This is a genomic window from Intrasporangium sp. Soil_C_50 (assembly GCF_057656595.1).
The window spans coordinates 1-497 of the sequence record NZ_JBDGKB010000034.1; the positions used below are offsets into that span (position 1 = coordinate 1).

Below are 497 nucleotides of genomic sequence, written 5' to 3' on the forward strand. Positions count from 1 at the left end.
GGCGGCGGCGAGCTGAGGATGGCGCACTGGCTCACCGCCAACAGCTACTGCGGTCGGCACACCCCGCGGCGACTCGTCGACCACCTCACCACAGCCGCCCAAGGCCGAACCATCGGCGCAGCCGCGGAGGCCTCCGAGGTGATCGTGACGACGCTCGTCGACGTGCTCACCGAACTGCGCACCCAGCAGGACGCGCTCGAGCATCGAATCCGCGAAGCGCTCCTGACCCACCCCGACGGACCGATCTTCCAGTCGCTGCCCCGAGCCGGTGTCATCCGCGCCGCAACCCTGCTGGCCGAGATCGGCGACTGCCGCGCCCGGTTCCCCGACGCGCCAGCACTCGCGGCTGCAGCCGGTGTCGCTCCCTCGACCCGAGCCTCTGGCAAGCACCGCACCGTGAGCTACCGCCGCGGCTGCAACAAGCAGCTCCGCGCAGCCCTGGTCGACTGGGCACAAGACACCCCACGCGCCAACGCCTGGGCCAGCGACACCTACCA

The 497-nt window shown here is 71.2% G+C and carries 1 protein-coding gene; it reads left to right on the plus strand.

Annotated features, from left to right (window positions below; translation table 11 throughout):
• Positions 1-497, plus strand: a 497-nt coding sequence (locus AC3A5R_RS23100; protein ID WP_487623118.1) for a transposase, incomplete at both ends; no start/stop codon positions are given.